Source organism: Methylobacterium sp. Leaf91, from assembly GCF_001422815.1.
Classification (GTDB): Bacteria; Pseudomonadota; Alphaproteobacteria; order Rhizobiales; family Beijerinckiaceae; genus Methylobacterium.
On record NZ_LMMP01000052.1, the window covers coordinates 32,128 to 54,504 of the forward strand.

General features: G+C 64.8%; 19 protein-coding genes. 1 reads left to right on the top strand and 18 read right to left on the bottom strand.

Annotated features, from left to right (window positions below; all coding sequences use genetic code 11):
• The first annotated feature begins 268 nt into the window (after positions 1-268).
• The gene (locus ASF32_RS23275) at positions 269-1,522 is read left to right on the top strand and encodes a nucleotide disphospho-sugar-binding domain-containing protein (protein ID WP_056434348.1); all 1,254 of its coding nucleotides are present in this window, start codon (positions 269-271) and stop codon (positions 1,520-1,522) included.
• A 41-nt stretch (positions 1,523-1,563) separates the two neighbouring features.
• On the opposite strand, the gene ASF32_RS23280 is transcribed toward ASF32_RS23275, so the two are convergent.
• The 18 genes from ASF32_RS23280 to ASF32_RS23365 form a co-directional block, all read right to left on the bottom strand.
• Positions 1,564-2,277 (bottom strand): ABC transporter ATP-binding protein, encoded by a 714-nt coding sequence (locus tag ASF32_RS23280; protein WP_056434349.1) that lies wholly within the window; start codon positions 2,275-2,277, stop codon positions 1,564-1,566.
• Between the two features lie 17 nt (positions 2,278-2,294).
• Positions 2,295-3,599: a lipoprotein-releasing ABC transporter permease subunit gene (locus tag ASF32_RS23285; protein ID WP_056434350.1), complete on the bottom strand. Its 1,305-nt coding sequence runs from the start codon at positions 3,597-3,599 to the stop codon at positions 2,295-2,297.
• Positions 3,600-3,606: 7 nt separating this feature from the next.
• On the bottom strand, positions 3,607-4,932 hold the full coding sequence (gene proS / locus ASF32_RS23290; protein WP_056434352.1) for a proline--tRNA ligase: 1,326 nt from the start codon (positions 4,930-4,932) through the stop codon (positions 3,607-3,609).
• A 444-nt stretch (positions 4,933-5,376) separates the two neighbouring features.
• The gene (locus ASF32_RS23295; protein ID WP_056434354.1) at positions 5,377-5,721 is read right to left on the bottom strand and encodes a DUF1467 family protein; all 345 of its coding nucleotides are present in this window, start codon (positions 5,719-5,721) and stop codon (positions 5,377-5,379) included.
• Positions 5,718-6,122, bottom strand: a complete 405-nt coding sequence (gene mce, locus ASF32_RS23300; RefSeq protein ID WP_056434356.1) for a methylmalonyl-CoA epimerase — start codon at positions 6,120-6,122, stop codon at positions 5,718-5,720. Before mce ends, ASF32_RS23295 begins: the two co-directional genes overlap by 4 nt.
• A gap of 150 nt (positions 6,123-6,272) precedes the next feature.
• Positions 6,273-7,946: a ribonuclease J gene (locus ASF32_RS23305; RefSeq protein WP_056434357.1), complete on the bottom strand. Its 1,674-nt coding sequence runs from the start codon at positions 7,944-7,946 to the stop codon at positions 6,273-6,275.
• A 12-nt stretch (positions 7,947-7,958) separates the two neighbouring features.
• Complete coding sequence (locus ASF32_RS23310; RefSeq protein ID WP_056434360.1) at positions 7,959-8,819, bottom strand: biotin--[acetyl-CoA-carboxylase] ligase; 861 nt, start codon at positions 8,817-8,819, stop codon at positions 7,959-7,961.
• Between the two features lie 4 nt (positions 8,820-8,823).
• Positions 8,824-10,266: an NADH-quinone oxidoreductase subunit NuoN gene (gene nuoN / locus ASF32_RS23315; protein WP_056434362.1), complete on the bottom strand. Its 1,443-nt coding sequence runs from the start codon at positions 10,264-10,266 to the stop codon at positions 8,824-8,826.
• A gap of 13 nt (positions 10,267-10,279) precedes the next feature.
• Complete coding sequence (locus ASF32_RS23320; RefSeq protein ID WP_056434364.1) at positions 10,280-11,800, bottom strand: NADH-quinone oxidoreductase subunit M; 1,521 nt, start codon at positions 11,798-11,800, stop codon at positions 10,280-10,282.
• A 47-nt stretch (positions 11,801-11,847) separates the two neighbouring features.
• The gene (gene nuoL, locus ASF32_RS23325) at positions 11,848-13,950 is read right to left on the bottom strand and encodes an NADH-quinone oxidoreductase subunit L (protein WP_056434366.1); all 2,103 of its coding nucleotides are present in this window, start codon (positions 13,948-13,950) and stop codon (positions 11,848-11,850) included.
• A gap of 103 nt (positions 13,951-14,053) precedes the next feature.
• The gene (gene nuoK, locus ASF32_RS23330) at positions 14,054-14,359 is read right to left on the bottom strand and encodes an NADH-quinone oxidoreductase subunit NuoK (RefSeq protein WP_056434368.1); all 306 of its coding nucleotides are present in this window, start codon (positions 14,357-14,359) and stop codon (positions 14,054-14,056) included.
• Positions 14,360-14,387: 28 nt separating this feature from the next.
• Positions 14,388-15,008, bottom strand: a complete 621-nt coding sequence (locus tag ASF32_RS23335; protein ID WP_056434370.1) for an NADH-quinone oxidoreductase subunit J — start codon at positions 15,006-15,008, stop codon at positions 14,388-14,390.
• Positions 15,009-15,130: 122 nt separating this feature from the next.
• The gene (gene nuoI / locus ASF32_RS23340) at positions 15,131-15,619 is read right to left on the bottom strand and encodes an NADH-quinone oxidoreductase subunit NuoI (protein WP_056434372.1); all 489 of its coding nucleotides are present in this window, start codon (positions 15,617-15,619) and stop codon (positions 15,131-15,133) included.
• Positions 15,620-15,643: 24 nt separating this feature from the next.
• The gene (gene nuoH, locus ASF32_RS23345) at positions 15,644-16,660 is read right to left on the bottom strand and encodes an NADH-quinone oxidoreductase subunit NuoH (protein WP_056434374.1); all 1,017 of its coding nucleotides are present in this window, start codon (positions 16,658-16,660) and stop codon (positions 15,644-15,646) included.
• A 12-nt stretch (positions 16,661-16,672) separates the two neighbouring features.
• Entirely contained in the window at positions 16,673-18,754 is a 2,082-nt protein-coding gene (gene nuoG / locus ASF32_RS23350) for an NADH-quinone oxidoreductase subunit NuoG (RefSeq protein WP_056434376.1), read from the bottom strand.
• Positions 18,755-18,797: 43 nt separating this feature from the next.
• Entirely contained in the window at positions 18,798-20,099 is a 1,302-nt protein-coding gene (nuoF, locus tag ASF32_RS23355; protein WP_056434378.1) for an NADH-quinone oxidoreductase subunit NuoF, read from the bottom strand.
• 1 nt (position 20,100) lies between these two features.
• Entirely contained in the window at positions 20,101-21,162 is a 1,062-nt protein-coding gene (gene nuoE / locus ASF32_RS23360) for an NADH-quinone oxidoreductase subunit NuoE (protein ID WP_056434380.1), read from the bottom strand.
• A 22-nt stretch (positions 21,163-21,184) separates the two neighbouring features.
• Positions 21,185-22,375 carry an NADH-quinone oxidoreductase subunit D gene (locus tag ASF32_RS23365; RefSeq protein WP_056434382.1) on the bottom strand — a complete coding sequence of 397 codons (1,191 nt, stop codon included), beginning with the start codon at positions 22,373-22,375 and terminating at the stop codon, positions 21,185-21,187.
• Between the last annotated feature and the right edge of the window lie 2 nt (positions 22,376-22,377).

Genomic DNA, 22,377 nt, shown 5'->3' on the forward strand with positions numbered 1-22,377 from the left:
CAGGGTTACCGGGCCCTTAACAAAGCTCAGACGTCTTCCCTAACGCGATTCGCTCTCCCAACGGCGTCGTCGAACCACGCTCTCAGACGCCGATATCGTTTCGACCGCGCAGTCTTGGCGAACGATTCCGAGTCTGTCCGAAATCTTACCAAGAGCGATCGCACGGCAACTCCGTGGCCGGCGAAGCAATTGACAGAACAATCAGCGCGAAAAATCTCTGGCGCTACTTCATCTTCGGCTGATTTTTCTGTCAAATGTGAATGGCCGGATGCGAATACATCTCATCGCCCTTGGTTCTTATGGCGACGTTCTTCCGTTTCTCGCCATCGGTGCCGAATGCCTGCGTCGCGGGCACGATGTCATCCTCGCGGCCCCTGCCCCCTTTGCCGACCACGCAACGCGCATCGGTCTGCCGTTCCACTCCCTGGGTGACTCTGACGATTACCGTCGGATTGTATCCGATCCCCGGCTCTGGCATCCGAGGCAGGGGGCGGCCGCGTTGTTCGGCAGCATGGCGGCAGCGACGGAGCAGACCTATCGCTGGATCGCCGAGAATGCGCGCAAGGGCCGTTCGATCGTCGTCGCATCGACCCTGGCCTTCGGGGCGCGGGTAGCGCAGGAGAAGCTGCGCCTCCCCGTCATCACGATCCACGCGATGCCCATGTTGATGGAGAGCCGCTACGCCTCCCCGATCTTACCGGGCGTACCGCTCCCCTCTTGGGCGCCATCCCGGCTGCGGCACTGGATCGGCCGGGGCGCAGACAGATACGTGATCGGCCCGGCCGCTTTGCCCTCCATCAACGCGTTCCGGCAGGAACTGGGCCTCAACCCGGTGCGACGGCTGCGATACTGGTGGAATAGCCCTTCCCGTATCCTGCTCCTGTTTCCCGATTGGTTCGCCCGTGCTCAGCCGGATTGGCCGCAGCAGGCCGTGCATGTGGGCTTTCCCATCGCCGACCGGTTCGGCGACACGGATCGCCTCGGGCTCCATCTCTCACGGTTCTTGAAGGCGGGTGATCCCCCGCTCGTCTTCACCTATGGATCGGCGATGCGCCAGGCGACCGCCTTCTTCCGCATTGCCCTCGCGATCTGCCAGCGCCTGGGACGGCGCGGGGTGTTCCTCGCACCGGAACAGGGACAGGTGCCCGAGATCCTCCCGGAAACCGTGATCCATGTCCCCTACGCGCCGCTCAGCGCTTTGCTGCCGCACGCGGCGGCGCTGATCCATCATGGCGGCATCGGCACCGTGGCGCAGGCTTTGGCCGCCGGAACGCCGCAGATGATCGTCCCGGTGGCGTTCGACCATTTCGACGAGGCGGCGCGGGTGAAACACCTTCGTGCCGGCACGAGCCTCAGCCGGCGGCGTTTCACGCCCGGGCGCGGCGCGCGCCGGCTCCGCCGCCTCCTCGCATCGCCAGAGGTGGCCCAGGCCTGCCAGGAGCTGAGGTTGCGCTTCAACGGGCAGGACGGCGTGTCGGTCGCCTGCGACGCGATCGAACAAATGGCGCCCCGCCGTCGCTGAAGGGGCAGCTCCATTATACAAATGCAGCTGCAGATTGGGCTTCAGGCCAACTGCTCGATCATGCCATCGCGGATGGTGACGCGCCGGTCCATGCGGGCGGCGAGTTCCATGTTGTGGGTGGCGACGAGGGCCGCGAGGCCGGAGGCACGCACCAGCGAGACAAGAATGCCGAACACATGCGCCGCCGTGTGCGGGTCGAGATTACCGGTGGGCTCATCGGCCAACAGCAGCCGCGGGCCGTTGGCGACCGCACGAGCGATGGCGACGCGCTGCTGCTCGCCGCCCGATAATTCGGCCGGGCGGTGAACAAGGCGCTCCTTCAGGCCGAGGAAGCTCAGAAGTTCGGTGGCGCGCGCCTTGGCCTCCTTGGCGCCGAGGCCACGGATGAGCTGGGGCATCACCACGTTCTCCAGGGCCGAGAATTCCGGCAGGAGATGGTGGAACTGATAGATGAAGCCCATCTCTTCGCGGCGGAACCGCGTGCGCTCGGCATCGGGCATCGCCGCCGTGGGCTGGCCGCCGATATAGACCTCGCCGCCATCGGGTCGCTCCAGCAGGCCCGCGAGATGCAGAAGCGTCGATTTTCCGGCCCCTGAGGGTGCCACCAGAGCCACGAGTTCGCCCGGCCAGATCGCGAGATCGGCCCCCCGCAGGATGTCGAGGGCTCCCGTTCCTTGCGCGTAGCGGCGTTCGACTTTGGCGAAGAACAGGGCCGGGACCGGCGGCGCGCCGGCCTCGTCGGCAGAGGTGGTCATGATGGTTGAATCTCCCCTCAGCCGTAACGCAGGGCCTGGACCGGATCGAGCCGGGCGGCGCGCCAGGAGGGATAGAGCGTCGCCACGAGCGACAGGGCGATGGAGGTGAGGACCACCACGGTGATCTCACTGGAATTCATCTCGGCCGGAATCTCCGCGAGGAACCGCACGGTTGGATCCCAGGCGGAGGGAAACAGGACCCGCTGGATCGGCTTGATGTTGATGGTGATGAGGACACCGAGTGCGAGGCCGCTCAGCGTCCCGACGACGCCGATCAGCGCCCCATTGATGAGGAAGACCCGCATCACCGTGCCGGGCGTGGCGCCCATCGTCCGCAGGATCGCGATATCGCTGGACTTGTCACGCACCAGCAGGATCAGGCCGGAGACGATGTTGAGGGTCGCCACCACAACGATCAGGCTGAGGATGAGGAACATCACGTTCCGCTCCACCTCCAGCGCCCCGAAGAAGGTTCGGTTGCGTTGGCGCCAGTCGGTGAGAAGCACGGGCCGCTCGGCCGCCATTTCGAGGTCGGGCCGCAATTGCGCCACCGCATCGGCGTTGTCGAGATAGACCTCGATGAGGCTGACATCGCTGTCACGGTTGAAGAAGGCCTGGGATTCGGCCAGCGGCATGAACACGAAGGTGGCGTCGAACTCGGTCATGCCGATCTCGAAGATCGCCTTCACCGTATAGGCCTTGGTGCGCGGCGCGGTGCCGAACGGTGTCGTCGCCCCCTTCGGGGTGGATAGGGTGATCTGGTCGCCGGCCTGGACGCCGAGGGACTCGGCGAGCCTTCGGCCGATGGCGACCCCGGTTCCGTCGTCGAATCCGTCGAGGGTGCCGCCCCGGATGGTCTTGGCGATGGACCCGATGGACCCGATGTCCTCGCCGCGGATACCCCGGACCAGCACGCCACTGCCGCCATAAGGCGAGGACGCGAAGGCCTGCCCTTCCACCAGCGGGATCGCCGAGCGGACGCCGGCCACTTTGGAGAGCCTGTCGGAAAGGTCGACGTAATCGGTGAACAGCTTGTCGATCGGCGTGACGAAGACGTGGCCGTTGATACCGACGATCTTGGAGAGCAGTTCGGTGCGGAACCCATTCATCACCGAGAGGACGATGATGAGGGTGGCGACGCCGAGGGCGATGCCCAGGACCGAGAAGAAGGCCACGACGGAGACGCCGCCGCCGCGCCGCCGGGCCCGCATGTAGCGCCCGGCAATGATCCATTCGAAGGCCGCGAAGGGCGGCGTGCTGCCGCGCTTGAACAGGCCGGAGAGACCCGCCAGCCGTTCCTTCACCGTCTCTGCCAGAGCCATGCCGGCCTCAGTTCCGCTTCAGGCGCGAAATCAGGTCGATCGGTGCCACGCTCTCACGCTCGCCCCCGGCGCGGCGCTTGATCTCGACCTTGCCCTCGGCAAGGCCGCGCGGGCCCACCACGACCTGCCAGGGCAGGCCGATCAGATCGGCGGTGGCGAATTTCGCGCCCGGACGCTCGTCGCGGTCGTCGTAGAGCACCGTCAGGCCGCTGGCCTCGAGGTTGGTCTGGATTTCGGCGCAAGCGGCATCGGTCGCCGCGTCTCCGGATTTCAGGTTGATGAGAGCGACGTCGAAGGGCGCCACGGAATCCGGCCAGATGATGCCGGCCTCGTCATGCGAGGCCTCGATGATCGCGGCCACCAGCCGGCTCGGGCCGATGCCGTAGGAACCCATATGAACGGGGCGGTCGACGCCGTCCGGTCCGGTCACCTTCGCGCCCATGGCCTCGGAATACTTGGTGCCGAAATAGAAGATGTGCCCGACCTCGATGCCGCGCGCGGCCATCTGCTTGTCCTCGCCGACCTCGGCGAAGGCCGCCGGCTCATGCATCTCGGAGGTGGCGGCGTAGAGCGAGGTCCAGCGGTCGACAGTGCCCTGGAGGCCGGCGACATCATCGAAATCCGTAGTCACCGGCGGGACGTCGAAATCGAGATACTGCCGGTCGCAGAACACCTCGCTCTCGCCGGTCTGGGCCAGGATGATGAATTCGTGGCTGAGATCGCCGCCGATCGGTCCGGTATCGGCGCGCATGGGGATCGCCTTGAGACCGAGGCCGGCGAAAGTGCGCAGGTAGGCGACGAACATCTTGTTGTAGGCGTGCCGGGCGTTGGCCTGGTCGAGATCGAACGAATAGGCGTCCTTCATCAGGAATTCGCGCGAGCGCATGGTGCCGAAGCGCGGGCGTACTTCGTCCCGGAACTTCCACGAGATCTGGTAGAGGTTCTTCGGCAGGTCCTTGTAGGAGCGAACGCTGCCGCGGAAGATCTCGGTGATGACCTCCTCGGCCGTGGGGCCAAACAGCATCTCGCGGTCATGTCGGTCGGAAATGCGTAGCATCTCCTTGCCGTAAGCCTCGTAGCGGCCGGATTCCTTCCACAACTCCGCCGACTGGATCGACGGCATCAGCAGTTCGATGGCGCCGGACCGATCCTGCTCCTCGCGGACCACCGCGCAGACCCTGTTGAGCACGCGCAGCCCCAAGGGCAGCCAGGCATAGATGCCCGCCGCTTCCTGACGGATCAGGCCGGCCCGCAGCATCAGGCGGTGGGAGACGATCTCCGCCTCCTTGGGCGTCTCGCGCAGGGTCGGCAGGAAATAGCGGGAGAGACGCATCGGGGGCCCTGGATCGTTTTGGAGCGCGATCGTACCGCGCATCGTTGCGGGGCACACAACACATTGCGTTGGGAAAATACAAGCGTCCTGCGGCGTCGAGAAAAACGCCGGGTGGTCCGAAACTCGGGCATTCCGCGAAACGAGAGCGAAAAACGCTCAACTCTTGCAAAAAAACGCCAGGAACCATCTCCGGAGACGTGACAATGCGCAATCCAGTTCCTATAAGCGCCACCGTGATGGTCGCGACGCCCGGAGAGGCAGCGCGAGGTCCGAGTCTCGGGAGGAAATTTCAGCCGCCACGCCGTCAGAAATGCGTGAGATAAAATAGGCTGACACGTCATCTGTCGTCTCAAAAAGCAAGGCGCGAGCCTTGCTTTTTTTATGGCCGACGTGGCTCTCCGGGTGTGGACGCAGGACGATCCGACACCTCGCCGGATCGCGGCGCTAGAGCCCCGACAACTCGAAGATCGGGATGACGACGAGAAACACGACGCTGGCGAGGAGCGTCGTCCAAATCGCCTTCTCGCGCAGCCGCGGCGCCGCGGGCGCCCCCGGGTCCTGTCCCGGCACGATCAGCGACGGGTCCGTCTCGACCTGATTGCGGATGGGCAGGATGACGAAGAGCAGCGTCCACCAGACCACGAAATAGAGGGCAAAGGCTCCGAACACCGTCAGCTTGAACAACACGACGGAGAGGATCGCCACCGCCGAGACGATGACGATCATGGTGGCCAGCGTCCGCCAGATCGTGGCCGAGACAGTCTGAACGAGGGCGCTCACGCCGCTCACACCTGCTCCAGTTCAACCAGGGTGCCGAGGAAATCCTTGGGGTGGAGGAACAGCACCGGCTTGCCGTGAGCGCCGATCTTCGGTTCGCCGGTACCGAGGACGCGGGCACCCTGAGCCTTCAGTTTGTCACGGGCGGCGATGATGTCGTCGACCTCGTAGCAGACATGGTGCACGCCGCCATTGGGGTTGCGTTCCACGAAGCTCTCGATGGGCGAACCCTCGCCCAACGGCGACATCAACTCGACCTTGCTGTTTGGCAGGTTCACGAAAACCACCGTGACGCCGTGCTCCGGCTGCGGCAGGGGCTCGGTGAGCGTGGCGCCGAGGGTGTCACGATAGATGGCACAGGCCGCGTCGAGGTCGCGCACGGCGATGGCCACGTGGTTCAGGCGTCCGATCATGGTCTGCTCCCTTCTGTGCGTCATCTGTGCGCGCATTCCCCTCCCCCTTGCGGGGAGGGGTTAGGGGTGGGGGTGGCTCCGAAGAGGTTGCGCCCTGTCCTGAACCACCCCTACCCTCATTCCCTCCCCACAAGGGGGAGGGAGGCGGCATCACACCTCCACGACCTGCACGTGGCAGGCGGGCTTCTTGCCCCAGGCTTCGTTCACGGCCGAGCGGATCGCACGATCGACGGCCTTCTCGACCGCTTCGGCATCCTTACGCTTCTGCTTCGACAGGCCGCTGAGGGTCCGCGACACGGCTTCGACGGCGACGTCGAGCATCGGCTGGCCGTTCTTGCCGCGATTGGGCAGGCCCATGATGTCGATGGCCGGCTCACCGAGAACCTCACCCTGGACGTCGATGGCGATGGCGACCGAGACGACACCGGCCTGAGACAGCTTGCGCCGCTCGGGGATCGCGCGATCCTTCGCATCGATCAGGATGTTGCCATCCTTGAACAGACGCCCGGCTTTCACGTGGTCGGTGATCTCCGGCGTGCCGGGGGCGAGGCGCACGACACTGCCGTTGCGGGCCTTGACCACGTTGCCGACACCCTGGGCCAGGGCGAAGCGGGCATGCTCGTCGAGATGGAGCGCCTCGCCGTGGACGGGAATCGCCGTCCTCGGCCGGGTCCAGGCATACATCTCAGCCATTTCGTCGCGGCGGGGATGGCCCGAGACGTGGACGAGCTTCGTCCGGTCGGTCACCACCTCGATGCCGGCATTGACCAGATCGTTGATGATTGCGCCCACCGCCCGCTCGTTGCCCGGAATGGCGCGAGACGAGAAGATCACGCGGTCGCCGGCGGCCAGCGTCACGTCGGGATGGTCGTCGCGGGAGACGCGGGCGAGCGCAGCGCGCTCCTCGCCCTGCGACCCGGTGAGCAGGCAGACCACCTTGTCGCGCGGCAGGTAGCCGTAGCTGTCGGCCGAGCGGAAATCCGGCAGGCCGTCGAGGAAGCCGCATTCGCGGGCGACACCGATCACCCGGTCCATGGCCCTGCCGACGGCGACGACCTCGCGGCCGCAATCACGCGCGGCTTCCGCCACCGCCCGCATGCGGGCGACGTTGGAGGCGAAGGTGGTGACGGCGACCCGGTGAGGCGCCTCTGCGATGAGCTCACGCAGGGTGGCGGCGACCTCGGCCTCGCTCGGGCTGCGGCCCTCGCGCACGACGTTGGTCGAATCGCTGATCATGGCGATGATGCCCTCGTCGCCCAGCTTGCGGAACGAGGCTTCCGAGGTGACGTCGCCGAGGATCGGCGTGGCGTCGAGCTTCCAATCGCCCGTATGCAGGACGAGGCCATGCGCCGTGCGGATCGCGACAGCGTTCGATTCCGGGATCGAATGCGAGACCGGAACATATTCGATCTCGAACGGACCGACGGTCACCGGCTTGTGCGCGGCGATCTCGCGCAGGATCACCTTCGGGGCGCCTGGCTCACTCAGGCGACGCGCCTCGAGCAGGTTCTTGGCGAAGCGGGTGGCGTAGACCGGAGCCTTCAACTTGGGCCACAATTCACCGATCGCGCCGATATGATCCTCGTGCGCGTGGGTAATGAAGATGGCGAGGAGATCGTCCTTGCGCTCCTCGATGAAGCTGAGATCGGGAAACATCAGGTCGATGCCCGGGAAGCCCTCTTCCCCGGCAAAGCCCATTCCGCAATCGACCATGATCCATTTCCGGCGCTTTTCCGGCCCGAAGCCGTAGAGCGCCGCGTTCATGCCGATCTCGCCCACGCCGCCGAGCGGCACGAAGACGAGTTCGTCTTGCCCTGTCGTCATCACTGTTCAACCTCAAGCCGCCGTCGCGGCCGAACCCAAATGCACCTCGCCCGCCGTCACGGTCCGTCGCGTCCCATCATCCGATCGGACGACGAGCCGCCCCGCCTCGTCGATCGTCTCGAAAATTCCTTGCACGATCTCGCCGCCCGTTCGCACCGAGACCGGTGCGCCGATCCCGGCGGCGTCATCGAGCCAAAGCTCACGGATCGATGAAAACCCGCGGCCTCGATTCCAGCGTCGCGCTGCAACGACGATCTCATCCGACAGATGGTCGAACAGATCCTCGGCGCGCGGTTCGTGCTTTATCTGACTGAGGCTTGTCGCGGGATAAGGCAAGTCCTGCGGTGACGCGGCGACGTTGACGCCGAACCCGATCACCGCCGAGCGACGCCCGCCCGGATGAGTTTCCGCCTCCAGGAGAAGGCCCGCGAGCTTGGCACCCGATGCCAGCACGTCATTGGGCCATTTGAGGCGGAAGGGGCTTGCCCGACCGGACGTCCGATCCTCGATCCCATCCTGAGGTGCCATGCCGGCCGCCTCGAGGTGGCGTGGCCCGATCGTTCTCTTCAAGGCGGAAATCAACGCGACACCCGCTACGAAGCCCAAGCTCGGAACCTGTTCCGGATCGACGTCCGAAACCGGCCAGAGCAAGCTGGCACTGAGGTTGCCCGGCAACGACGTCCATGCGCTCCCCCTGCGGCCACGCCCCGCTTCCTGCCGGAGCGCGACAACCCACAGGGGGCCCCTTTCACCCTCGCGTGACAGCTCCATCGCCCGAGTGTTGGTGGAGCCGAGGCTCTCGTAAACGTGAAGCCGATGCCCGGCTGCTCTCGCAGCCGGGCCGAGCCGATAATCCGGCCTTTCGAGAGACAAAATCCTAGAACAGCGACTTGGCCGCGGCACCTGCCGCGCTGACAAGGGGAGAGGGCACAAGGAAGAACAGGACCACGACGGCGCTCGAGAGACCGAGCACGATGCGCAGGCCGGGCGGCATCACTTCGTAGGGAGCTTGCGGCTCGTCAAAATACATCACCTTGACCAGACGCAGGTAATAGAACGCGCCGACCACCGAGGTCACGACGCCGATCACCGCGAGGCCCACGAGATCGGCCTTGATGGCGGCGGCGAAGACATAGAACTTGCCGAAGAAGCCGGCGAGCGGCGGGATGCCGGCGAGTGAGAACATCATCGCGGCGAGGCAGAAGGCCATGACCGGATGTGTCCGGGAAAGACCGGAAAGATCGTCGACCGTCTCGTACATCTGGCCGCCGCGACGCAGCGAGAGAAGCACGGCGAAGGCGCCGAGCGTCATGGCAAGATAGATGATCATGTAGATCACCACGCCTCGGATCCCCTCCTCCGAGGCAGCGGCGAGACCGATGAGGGCGTAACCGATATTGCCGATGGAGGAATAGGCCATCAGGCGCTTGATCGAGCGCTGGCCGATGGCCGCGAAAGAACCGAGCGTCATCGAAGCGATGGCGACGAAAACGATGATCTGCTGCCAGATCGCGGTCACGTCCGGGAAGGCGCCGATGAAAACCCGCACGGTCATGGCGACGGCGGCCATCTTCGGCGCGGAGGCGAAGAACGCCGTCACAGGAGTGGGCGACCCTTCGTAGACGTCCGGTGTCCACATGTGGAACGGCACGGCAGACATCTTGAAGGCGACGCCCGCAGCGACGAACACGATGCCCAGCACGATGCCGAAACCGGCATTGTCGTTCAGTGCCGAGACGATGCCGGGGAAGGAGACGGTGCCGGTGAAGCCGTAGACCAGTGACGAGCCATAGAGCAGCATGCCGGAAGACAAGGCTCCAAGGACGAAATACTTCAGCCCGGCCTCGGTGGATTTCAGGTTGTCCCGGTGGAAGGCGGCGATCACGTAAGCAGCAAGCGACTGCAGTTCGAGGCCGAGATAGAGGGCGATCAAATCGTTGGCGGAGGCCATCACCATCATGCCGATGGTGCAGAGCACGATCAGGATCGGGAACTCGAACCGGTCGATGCGTTCGCGCTGAAAATAGTCGCGCGAGAGCAGGATCGTGGCGGCCGAGCCGAGCAGAATCAGCGCCTTCATCACCTTCGAGAAGTTGTCGATGATGAACGACCCGTTGAGGGTCGTGATCTTGGCACCCGACTGCGACACGACCACGAAGAAGGCGAGAATCAACAGGATGAGCGCGCCGACATTGATGCTCTCCACCGAGCGCTCACCCCGGAAGGCGCCGTAGAGAATCAGTCCGAGCACGCCGATCGCGAGGATCAGCTCGGGCATTACCGGCGAGAGAGAGGGCAGGACAGCCTGGATAGCGGTCATCTTACGTCGACCTTCAGCGCGCCACGGGCGGAAGAACCGCCGCGGTCTGCGTGTTCGAGAGCGCGGATTTCATGCTCTGCATCAGCGCCTCCGTGGAGGGGGCGAAGGTGTCGAGGATGGGCGCGGGATGCACGCCGTAATAGATCGTCAGGGCGACGAGAGGCGCGAGGATAAGCTTCTCCCGCAGGTCGAGATCGAGGATGCCCTGCAGGTTGGGCTTCTCGAGCTTGCCATAGATCACCCTGGAATAAAGCCAGAGGGCATAGCCGGCCGAAAGAATGATGCCGAAGACCGAGAAGAACGCGACCGTCGGGTTGGCCTTGAAGGCCCCCATCATGGCCAGGAACTCGCCGACGAAGCCCGACGTGCCGGGCAGGCCGACATTGGCCATGGTGAACACCATCATCGCTGCCGCATAGAGCGGCATGCGCTTCACGAGACCGCCATAGGCCGCGATCTCGCGGGTGTGCATCCGGTCGTAGACCACGCCGACGCAGACGAAGAGCGCGCCCGAGACGATGCCGTGTGAGATCATCAAGAACAGGGCGCCCTGGATGCCCTGCTCATTGAGGGTGAACAGGCCCAGCGTCACGAAGCCCATATGCGCCACAGACGAATAGGCGATGAGCTTCTTGATGTCGGTCTGCATCAGCGCGATCAGCGACGTGAAGATGATCGCGATGACCGAGAGGGCGAAGACCATCGGAGCGAAATAGGCGCTGGCATCCGGGAACATCGGTAGCGAGATTCGGATGAAGCCGTAGCCGCCCATCTTGAGCAGGATGCCGGCCAGGATCACCGAACCGGCGGTGGGCGCCTCCACGTGGGCATCGGGCAGCCAGGTATGGACCGGCCACATCGGCATCTTCACCGCGAAGGAGGCGAAGAAGGCGAGCCACAGCCAGTATTGCATGCCTACCGGGAAGCGGGTTTGCAGCAGGGTCGGGATGTCGGTGGTGCCGGCTTGCCAGTACATCGCCATGATGGCGAGGAGCATCAGCACCGAGCCGAGCAAGGTGTAGAGGAAGAACTTGAAGCTCGCGTAGATCCGGCGCTTGCCGCCCCAGATGCCGATGATGAGGAACATCGGGATCAGGCCGGCTTCGAAGAATAGGTAGAACAGCACGAGGTCGAGGGAGCAGAACACGCCGATCATCGTCGTCTCGAGGACGAGGAACGCGACGAAATACTCCTTCACCCGCGTGTTCACCGAGAGCCACGACGCACCGATGCAGAACGGCATCAGGAACGTGGTGAGCAGGATCAACGGCATCGAGAATCCGTCGACACCGAGTTTGAATTTGATCGTCTCGGCGAGCCAGCCATGGGTCTCGACAAGCTGGAAGCTCGATGTCGATGGGTCGAACCGGCCCCAGGCGACGAGGCTGAGGAGGAAGGTGACGATGGTGGTCGCGAGCGCGGCCCAGCGGGCATTGCGCTTCACGCTCTCGGATTCGTTGCCGAGGGTCAGGACGAAGGCCGCGCCGCAGAGCGGCACGATCAGCAGGCCGGAAAGAATGCCGAGGCCGAACATCTAGCGGGCACTCCGATACGGGTTGGCGGCCGTCATTGCGCGAGACATCAGTGTCCGACCTTGGGCAGGCCGGTGAGCATGTACCAGCTGACAATGGCGGCGACGCCGATGAGCATGACGAAGGCGTAATGATAGACGTAACCGGTCTGCAGTCGGACGACCCCGCGGGTGACGTCGAGCACGCGGGTGGCGATGCCGTCGGGGCCTAGCCCGTCGATGACCCGGCCGTCGCCCTCCTTCCAGAGGAACTTGCCGAAGTTCTTGGCCGGGCGCACGAAGATCCGGTCGTAGAGTTCGTCGAAATACCACTTGTTGAGCAGGAACTGGTACAGGCTCGGTTGCTGGGCGGCGAGCCGGCCCGGCAGTTCGGGCCGGCGGATATACATCCAGAAGGCCAACAGGAAGCCGATCACCAGCATGATGAAGGGCGAGTAGGCCACAAGAGCCGGCACCGAATGGATGTCGTGCATGATGTGGTTGTCGGGGCCATGACCGAGGGCGTGCCCCCAGAACGATTCCATGCCCTCGCCGATGAAGCGGTTCTTGAACAGCAGACCGGCGAACAGGGCACCGAAGGCCAGGATAGCCAGGGGAATCGTCATAACCAGCGGGCTCTCATGCGGCGTGTGCGCATGGTCGTGATGCTCGATGGCGCTGTGAGACGCCGGCTCTACGTCATGGCCCTTGTCGTCGTGCGCGACACCCTCGTGGTGTCCCGGTGCGCCGTCGGCGGCAGCAGAGGCGGCGTGAGCCAAAGCAGGTGCAGCGTGATGATCGTCATGGTGCGCGGCGCCGTGGCCCGCCCAGCGGGCCGGCCCCTCGAACGTCATGAAGAACAGGCGCCAGGAATAGAACGAGGTCATCAATGCAGCGACGACCGTGCACAGGAAGGCGAGCGTGTGGCCGGGCCGCGTCGAGGCATAGGCCGCTTCGATGATCGCGTCCTTCGAATAGTAGCCGGCAGTGAAAGGGAAGCCGATCAGCGCTAGGGTGCCGATGGTCATCATCGCGGAGGTGAAGGGGATGTAGCGGCGGAGCGCCCCCATGTTCCGCATGTCCTGCTCGTGATGCATCGCGTGGATGACCGAGCCGGCGCCGAGGAACAGAAGCGCCTTGAAGAAAGCGTGGGTGAAGAGGTGGAACACGGCGGCCGAATAGGCGCCGACGCCCAGCGCCACGAACATGTAGCCGAGCTGCGAGCAGGTCGAGTAGGCGATGACCCGCTTGATGTCGTTCTGCACCATGCCGATCGTGGCCGCGAAGAACGCGGTGATACCGCCGATGATGGTGACGACAATGAGGGCGTTCGGCGCCACTTCGAACAGGGGCGACAGGCGCGCCACCATGAAGACGCCCGCCGTCACCATGGTGGCGGCGTGGATCAGGGCGGAGACCGGTGTCGGTCCCTCCATGGCATCCGGCAGCCAGGTATGGAGCAGGAACTGCGCCGACTTGCCCATGGCGCCCATGAACAGGAGCAGGCACGCCAGGGTCATGGCGTTCCAGTCATAGCCGAGGAAGTGGAACGTGGCGTCCTTGAGCTCCGCGGCGCGCGGCAGGATGCCGTCGAAGGCCACCGAACCGAACAGGACGAAGACGAGGAAGATGCCGAGCGAAAAGCCGAAATCGCCGACCCGGTTGACGATGAAGGCCTTCATCGCCGCCGCGTTGGCCGAAGGCTTCTCGTACCAGAACCCGATCAGCAGGTAGGAGGCGAGGCCGACGCCCTCCCAGCCGAAGAACATCTGCACGAGGTTGTCGGCCGTCACCAGCATCAGCATGGCGAAGGTGAACAGCGACAGATAGGCGAAGAAGCGCGGCCGGTGCGGATCCTCTTCCATGTAGCCCACCGAGTAGAGGTGGACGAGAGTGGAGACCGTCGTCACCACCACCAGCATCACAACGGTCAGCGTGTCGATGCGGAAGGCCCAATCGACCACGAGGTCACCGGCGGTGAACCACGTCGCCACCTGCACGCGGGTGGCATGATCGGAGCCCGGAACCTCGAAGAACGCGCCCCAGGACAGGAGCGCTGAGAAGGCCAGGAAGCCAGTGGTGATGTACTCGCACATGCGAGGGCCGAGCTGCCGGCCGAACAGGCCGGCGAGCAGGGCGCCGATGAGCGGGAAGAAGACGATCGCGTGATACATCGCTGGCTGGCCCGGCCTCCGGAAGCGTGCCGGATACCCGGCCTCGCTCCATTCTCGTCAATGGGATCGCGCGGTAAGCCGCGCGGCTCGGCTTGGGTGAAGCTCAGCCCTTCATCATGTTCACGTCCTCCACCGCGATGGAGCCGCGGTTTCGGAAGAACACGACGAGGATAGCGAGCCCGATGGCTGCCTCCGCCGCCGCCACCGTGAGCACGAACAGGGCGAAGATCTGGCCAGTGATGTCGTTGAGATGGGTGGAGAACGCGACGAGGTTGATGTTCACCGCAAGTAGGATGAGCTCGACCGACATCAGGATGACGATGATGTTCTTTCGGTTCACGAAGATGCCGAGCACGCCGAGCGTGAACAGGATCGCCGCCACCGTCAGGTAATGGCTCAAGCCGATCATGAGCGCTGATCCTTGTGTTGAGCCGACATCAGACCTCGACGCCCTGGCGAGACGGCACCTTGCGGGTTTCCACCGCCATCCCTTGCGTCCGCGCATTCTGCACGGCGATGTTCTGGCGCTTCACGCCGGGCCGGTCACGCAAAGTGAGCACGATGGCCCCGATCATCGCCACCAGCAGGATCAGACCGGCCAGCTGGAAGAAGAAAACGTAATCGGTGTACAGCACGCGCCCAAGCATCTGGGTGTTGGTGACACCCTCGACACTGGCGAGAGGACCGAGCGGCGCCTGCATCAGGCCGGGATCGATCGTCCAGGAGCCGACCACCAGCAGGAGCTCGATGAGGAAGATCGCGCCGATTAGCGCGCCAATCGGCAGGTACTGCTGGAAGCCCTGGCGCAGCTGCGCGAAATCGACGTCGAGCATCATCACGACGAAGAGGAACAGTACGGCGACGGCGCCGACATAGACGACCACCAGGATCATCGCCAGGAACTCGGCCCCCATCAGCACGAACAAGCCGGCCGCGTTGACGAAGGCGAGGATGAGGAAGAGCACCGACGCGACAGGGTTGCGCGAGGTGATGACCATGAACGCGGACGCGATCGCGACACCGGCGAACAGGTAGAAGAAGGCTGCGGCTGCACTCATGCGATTATGGAGATCAGCCGTCCCGAGGACGGCCCCTTCTGCCTAAATTCAAACCAGCCCGTGCAGGCCGCCCGTCTATAGAACCCACCCCTGCGGCGCACAACCGCCGGAGCGGCGTGTCATCACCGGTATGGTGCGTCCACTGCGAGATTGCGCGCGATCTCACGCTCCCAACGGTCACCGTTCAGGAGAAGCTTCTCCTTGTCGTAGAGAAGCTCCTCGCGGGTCTCCACGGAGAACTCGAAGTTCGGCCCCTCCACGATGGCATCCACCGGACAGGCCTCCTGGCACATGCCGCAATAGATGCATTTCACCATGTCGAGGTCGTAGCGTGTGGTGCGGCGCGTGCCGTCGTTGCGGCGCGGGCCAGCCTCGATGGTGATGGCCTGCGCGGGACAGATCGCCTCGCACAGCTTGCAGGCGATGCAGCGTTCCTCACCGTTCGGATAGCGGCGCAGCGCGTGCTCGCCGCGAAAGCGCGGCCCGCGATGCCCCATCTCGAAGGGGTAGTTGATCGTGGCCTTGGGCTTGAAGAAGTAGCGCATGGCGAGGGCGAACCCCGACACGAACTCCTTCAGCAGCAGACCCTTTGCGACCTGATCGAGCTTCATGGCTCGGATCTCCGTGAGGGGTTGTCAGACGCCCGGCGCAAGGCCGGTCAGCTTGAGGACGAAGGCGACGACCACGACCGAGACGAGGGAAAGCGGAAGGAACACCTTCCAGCCGAGGCGCATGAGCTGGTCGTAGCGGTAGCGCGGCACCATGGCCTTCACCATGGCGATCATGAAGAAGAGGAAGCTGGCCTTCAGGGCGAACCAGATCAGGCCCGGCACCCAGGTGAAGGGCGCGAAGGGAATCGGCGAGAGCCAGCCGCCGAGGAACAGCACCGTTCCCAACGCGCACATGGTCATGATCGCCACGTACTCGCCGAGCATGAACAGCAGGTAGGGCGTCGAGGAATACTCGACCATGTAGCCCGCCACGAGCTCCGATTCGGCCTCCGGCAGATCGAAGGGCGGGCGGTTGGTCTCGGCGAGCGCCGAGACGAAGAACACCACGAACATCGGAAACAGCCAGAGCCAGTACCAGCCGAGGATGCCCAGCGAGGTGTCCTGCGCCATCACGATGCGCGAGAGGTTGAGCGACCCGGCGCAAAGGAGGACGCAAATGATGACGAATCCGAGGGAGACCTCGTACGAGATCATCTGCGCTGCAGAGCGGAGCGCGCCGAGGAATGCGTATTTCGAGTTCGAGGCCCAGCCGCCCATCAGCACGCCGTAGACGCCGAGTGACGAGATCGCGAAAATGTAGGTAATGCCGACATTGAGGTCGGCGATGGCCCAGCCTTCCGCCAGCGGGATCACCGCCCAGGCGGCGAGAGCCAAGGTGGCGAAGACAAGCGGTGCCAGCAAGAACAGGCCCTTATTGGCGCCTGCCGGAATCACCGGCTCTTTCAGCACGAACTTCAGCAGATCGGCGAAGGACTGGAACAGGCCCCATGGTCCGACGACGTTGGGGCCGCGCCGCAGCTGCACCGCCGCCCAGATCTTACGATCGGCCAGCAGCGCATAGGCAATGAACACCAGCAGCAAGGCGAGGAGCACGAAGCTCTTCAGGATCAGCAGTAGGACGGTGCCGACGATTTCCAGCATGGTCGGCAGCCCTTATTCCGCCGCTTCGAGACCGCGCGTCTGCGCGAGGCTCGAACATTCGGCTAAGACCCGCGAAGCGCGGGCGATAGCGTTGGTGAGGTAGAAATCCGGAACCGCGGACACGAAGGCCGGACGGCCCGGCTCGCCTCCGAGCCCCGCAAGCGTGTCGACGGTGGCGGCCACGTCGCTCGTGGTTATCGCGTCGAGGGCAGCGAGATGCGGGTACGCCGCATAGAGGTCGCGACGCAGGGCCCCGAGCGAATCGAAGGGAAGGCGCTTGCCGAGGACATCGGAGAGCGCCCGCAGGATCGCCCAATCCTCGCGGGCGTCTCCCGGCGGGAAACCGGCGCGGTTGGTCGTCTGAACACGGCCTTCGAGATTGACGAAAGTGGCGTTCTTCTCGGTATAGGCCGCGCCCGGCAGGATCACGTCCGCGCGGGTCGCGCCGCGATCGCCATGGGTGCCCTGGTAGATCACGAACGCGCCTGCGCCGATCTCGACCTCGTCGGCACCGAGGTTGAACAGCACGTCGAGGGCGCCCGGCTCCCCCATCCGCCCGAATCCGAGGCTCCCCTCCCCCGGCACGAAGCCGAGATCGAGCGCGCCGACGCGGGCCGCCGCGGTCTGGAGTACGGCAAAGCCGTTCCACTCGGCGGTGACCGCACCGATATCCTTGGCGAGCGCCGCCGCCGACGAGAGGATGGCAGCGCCGTCGGGCCGGGTCAGCGCACCGGTTCCCACGATCACGAGGGGTCGGCTTGCGCTCTTCAGCACCTCGGCGAAGCTATGCTTTCCGGCGGCAATATCGGCCAGGGTTTCGGGGCCGGCGCCGAGATAGGTATGGGGATAGGTAAGATCCGCCGCCTCGCCGATCAGGCCCACCGCCAGAGGCGCCATGCGCCAACGCTTGCGGATACGAACGTTGAGAAGCGAGGCTTCCAGGCGCGGGTTCGTCCCGACGAGCAGGATCGCATCCGCCTCCTCAATACCCGGAATGGTGGGATTGAACGTGTAGGCGGCGCGCCCCCAAGCCGGGTCGATCGCCTCGCCGGCCTGACGGCAATCGAGATTGGTCACGCCGAGCGACCCCATCAGGGTCTTCAGGGCATAGATCTCCTCCACGGCGGTAAGGTCACCGACGATGGCGCCAACACGCTTCGGGTCGGCGCTCTTCATCCGGGCGGCGATGGCGGCGAACGCCTCGCCCCAGGAGGCGGGGCGCAGGCGGCCGTTCTCACGCAGGTACGGCCGGTCGAGACGCTGCGCCCGAAGCCCGTCCACCGCATGGCGGGTCTTGTCGGAGATCCACTCCTCGTTGATGTCTTCGTTCACCCGAGGCTCGATCTGCATGACCTCACGGCCACGGGCGTCCACACGGATGGCGCAGCCGACTGCGTCCATCACGTCGATGGATTCGGTCTTCGACAGCTCCCAGGGCCGCACCTCGTAGCTCTGTGGCTTGTGGACGAGGGCGCCCACGGGGCAGAGATCGGCGACGTTGCCCTGAAGCTCGGAGCCCATGGCACTCTCGAGATAGCTCGTGATCTCCATGTCCTCGCCACGCCCGATGGCGCCGAGATCCGGCACGCCGGCCACTTCCGCGAGAAAGCGGACGCAGCGGGTGCAATGGATGCAGCGGTTCATGGCGGTCCGCACCAGCGGGCCGATATATTTCTCTTCGACGGCGCGCTTGTTCTCGCCGTAACGGGTCGAATCCACGCCGTAGGCCATCGCCTGATCCTGCAGGTCACAATGGCCGCCCTGGTCGCAGATCGGACAATCGAGCGGGTGATTGATGAGGAGGAACTCCATCACCCCCTCGCGGGCCTTTTTCGTGGTTCCGGACCGCGTCAGGATCTCTGGCGGCTCGCCGTTGGGTCCGGGTCGGCAATCCTTCACCGCATAGGCGCATGAGGCGACGGGCTTAGGCGCCCCCTTCAGCTCGACGAGACACATCCGGCAATTGCCCGCGATGGACAGCCGTTCGTGGAAGCAGAAGCGCGGGATCTCCGCGCCCGCGACTTCGCAGGCCTGGAGCAGGGTGTACTCGGCCGGAACATCGACCTCGGTGCCGTCGACGATGAGCTTGGTCATGCGTGCTTCTCGGTAACGAATTTCGGTCCGAACGACATGTCGATCACTCCGCGGCGATCCGCACAGGATCGCTGTGCGGGTTGGCGCTGTAGCGGTCGATGCGCTTCTCGATCTCGGGACGGAAATGGCGGATGAGGCCCTGGATCGGCCAGGCCGCCGCGTCGCCGAGCGCGCAGATCGTGTGGCCCTCGATCTGCTTCGTCACGTCTAGGAGCATGTCGATCTCGCGACGCTGGGCGCGGCCTTCGGCCATGCGCAGCATCACACGCCACATCCAGCCCGTGCCCTCGCGGCAAGGCGTGCACTGGCCGCAGGATTCGTGCTTGTAGAAATAGGCGATGCGGGCAATCGCCGACACGATGTCGGTGGAACGGTCGAGGACGATGACCGCCGCCGTGCCGAGACCGGAGCCGAGATTCTTCAGGGTGTCGAAGTCCATCTTGGCGTCGATGATCTGCTCAGCCGGCACCAGGGGCACTGAAGAGCCGCCGGGGATGGAGCAGAGCAGGTTGTCCCAGCCGCCGCGCATGCCACCGCAATGCTTGTCGATCAGCTCGCGGAAGGTGATGCCGAGTTCTTCCTCGACGTTGCACGGCTTGTTGACGTGGCCGGAGACGCAGAACAGCTTGGTGCCGGTGTTGTTCTTGCCCCCCAACCCGGCGAACCAGGCCCCGCCCCGGCGCAGGATGGTCCCCGCCACCGCGATCGACTCGACGTTATTCACGGTCGTCGGGCAACCATAGAGGCCCATATTGGCGGGGAAGGGCGGCTTCAGCCGCGGCATGCCCTTCTTGCCTTCGAGGCTTTCCAGCAGGGCGGTTTCCTCGCCGCAAATGTAGGCGCCGGCACCGTGATGGACGTAGATGTCGAACGGGTAGCCGTGGACATTGTCCTTGCCGACGAGACGAGCGGCGTAAGCTTCGTCGACCGCCTTCTGCAAGGCGTGCTTCTCGGCAACGTACTCGCCACGGATGTAGATGTAGCAGGCATGGGCGGCCATCGAGAACGAGGCCAGCATGCAGCCCTCGATCAGGAGATGCGGATCGTGCCGCATGATCTCCCGGTCCTTGCAGGTCCCCGGCTCGGATTCGTCGGCATTGACCACGAGGTAGTGCGGACGCCCATCTGACTTCTTGGGCATGAAGGACCATTTCAGGCCCGTCGGGAAGCCGGCACCGCCGCGCCCGCGCAGCCCGGACGCCTTCATCTCGTCGATGATCCAGTCGCGGCCCATTTCCAGCAGGAACTTGGTGCCGTCCCACGCGCCGCGCTTCCTGGCCTCTTCCAGACCGGGCGAATGCAGACCGTACAGATTGGTGAAGATGCGATCCTGATCGGAGAGCATGTCAGATCTCCTTCGCGTTGGCGGACGGCGTCTTCGGTTCGGTCGGTTTCGGTGACGATTCGTCCGCGCTCGCGCCGGAGGCGACCGGCTGCGGCGGCGGTTCATCGCGTGGCAGATCGGATTGCGTCCCCGCCTCGGCTCCAGCGGCCTCGGCCTCGGCGATCGTCTCGGGCGCGGACGGAGCCGGCTTGTTCGGCTGGGCCGTCGATTCCTTCGGGTCGGCCGCATCGGCCTTGTCGCCCGGCTTCACCGGCGTCTCGCCGGATGCGTTAAGCTGAGCTGGGGCGTCGGTCGGCGGCTCCTCCACGGCGCGGCCCGAATCGGGCTTGGCCGGCTTCGGGTCCGACGCCGCGCGCTGCTCGGACGAGACAGCTTCGGACTTGCCAACTGCATCGTCGGATTTCGCGGCCTGATCTTCGAACCGCTTCCGCCATGCGCCCACGCGCGACCCGTCGAACAAGGTCTCGTCGCTCAGCGTGTCGGCCCCGCCCATCGGCTCGGATGACGTGCGCCCGACCTGCGAACCGATCTTGACCGGGCGTCCAGCCGCGAGGTCGTCCATCAGTTTGCCGAGGAGCTCGGGCGTCAGGTCTTCGTAGTAATCCTGATTGATCTGGGCCATGGGCGCGTTGCAGCAGGCGCCGAGACACTCGACTTCGAGCCAGGAGAAATTCCCGTCTGCGCTGACGTGGCCGGGTGCGCCGAGGCGCTCCTGCAGATAGCCCTTCAATTCGCGCGCACCGCAGGAATCGCACGGCACCGTGCCGCAGAGCTGGATCCAGAACCGGCCCACCGGCTCAAGGGCGAACATCGTGTAGAAAGTCGCGACTTCGAGCACGCGGATATGCGGCATGCCGAGTTCGGCGGCCACCGCCTCGATGGCCTTCTGCGGAAGCCAGCCGCCATTCTGCTCCTGCGCCTTCCACAGCAGCGGGATCACCGCGGAGGCCTGACGGCCTTCGGGATACTTCTCGATCTGTCCTTTGGCCCATTCGGCGTTCTCGGGCGAGAAAGCGAAGCTGGCCGGCTGCTCGGAAGCGGGGGCGAGTCTGCGATTGGCCATTAGTGCGAAACCTCGAATACCGTCACCGGTCCACCTCGCCGAACACGATGTCGAGCGTGCCGAGCACGCAGGACACGTCGGCCAGCATGTGGCCGCGGCACATCCAGTCCATGGCCTGGAGATGGGCGAAACCCGGAGCGCGGATCTTGCAGCGGTAGGGCTTGTTGGTGCCGTCGGCCACGAGATAGACGCCGAACTCGCCCTTGGGCGCTTCGACGGCGGCGTAGACTTCGCCGGCCGGCACGTGGAAGCCCTCGGTGTAGAGTTTGAAATGATGGATCAGCGCTTCCATCGAGCGCTTCATTTCCCGGCGCGGCGGCGGTGCAAATTTACCGTCCGTGGCGGCGATCGCCCCCATTCCCGCCGGCTCGCGCAGCTTGATGCAGCACTGGCGCATGATCTTGGCCGATTCCCGCATTTCTTCCATGCGGATGACCTGCCGATCGTAGGTGTCGCCGTTCCTTCCCACGGGGACGTCGAATTCCATCTCCTCGTAGCATTCATAGGGTTGCGACTTACGCAGGTCCCACGGGATGCCGGAGCCGCGCACCATCACGCCCGAGAACCCCCAGGCCATGGCCTCGTCCACAGTGACGATGCCGATATCGACGTTGCGCTGCTTGAAGATGCGGTTCGACATGACGAGGTCGTCGAGATCGTCGACCACCTGCAGGAACGGGTCGATGAAGGCTTCGATATCGTCGATCAGCGCGGGCGGCAGGTCCTGGTGCACGCCGCCGGGCCGGAAGTAATTGGCATGGAGACGAGCACCCGACGCGCGCTCGTAGAAGATCATCAGCTTCTCACGCTCCTCGAAGCCCCAGAGCGGCGGCGTCAGTGCGCCCACATCCATGGCCTGCGTGGTGACGTTGAGGAGATGAGACAGGATGCGACCGATCTCGCAGAACAGCGTGCGGATCAGCTGAGCCCGGCGCGGCACCTGGAGCCCGAGCAACTTCTCGATGCCGAGACAGAAGGCATGCTCCTGGTTCATCGGCGAGACATAGTCGAGCCGGTCGAAATACGGCGTCGCCTGCAGGTAGGTCTTGTGCTCGATCAGCTTCTCGGTGCCGCGATGGAGCAGGCCGATATGCGGGTCGACGCGTTCGACGATTTCGCCGTCGAGTTCCAGCACGAGACGCAGAACGCCGTGTGCCGCCGGGTGCTGCGGCCCGAAATTGATCGCGAAATTGCGGATATTGTGCTCGGTCATGG